Source organism: Mycolicibacterium setense (assembly GCF_000805385.1).
GTDB lineage: Bacteria > Actinomycetota > Actinomycetes > Mycobacteriales > Mycobacteriaceae > Mycobacterium > Mycobacterium setense.
This window is the reverse complement of sequence record NZ_JTJW01000012.1, coordinates 1-374: the sequence shown is the minus strand read 5'-3', so window position 1 is coordinate 374 and position 374 is coordinate 1. Positions and strand designations below refer to the sequence as shown.

Sequence of the window (374 nt, the reverse complement as noted above, 5' to 3'; positions counted from 1 at the left end):
TGCCTGATCTTCATCATCATGCTGATCCTCACCCGCAGCGTGGTGGCCGCAGCGGTGATCGTGGGCACCGTGGTGCTGTCCCTCGGCGCATCCTTCGGTCTGTCGGTGCTCATCTGGCAGCACCTGATCGGCCTGGAACTGCACTGGATGGTGCTGGCCATGTCGGTGATCATCCTGTTGGCCGTGGGCGCCGACTACAACCTGCTACTGGTCTCCCGGTTCAAAGAGGAGATACACGCGGGCTTGAACACCGGCATCATCCGCGCCATGGGCGGTACCGGATCGGTGGTCACCTCCGCGGGCCTGGTGTTCGCCTTCACCATGATGTCGATGGCGGTCAGCGAGTTGGCGGTGATCGGTCAGGTGGGCACCAC

The 374-nt window shown here is 63.1% G+C and carries 1 protein-coding gene; it reads left to right on the top strand.

What is annotated here, in order from left to right:
* Window positions 1-374 (top strand): MMPL family transporter (locus QQ25_RS29560; protein WP_039382876.1); only part of this gene is annotated, 374 nt, incomplete at both ends.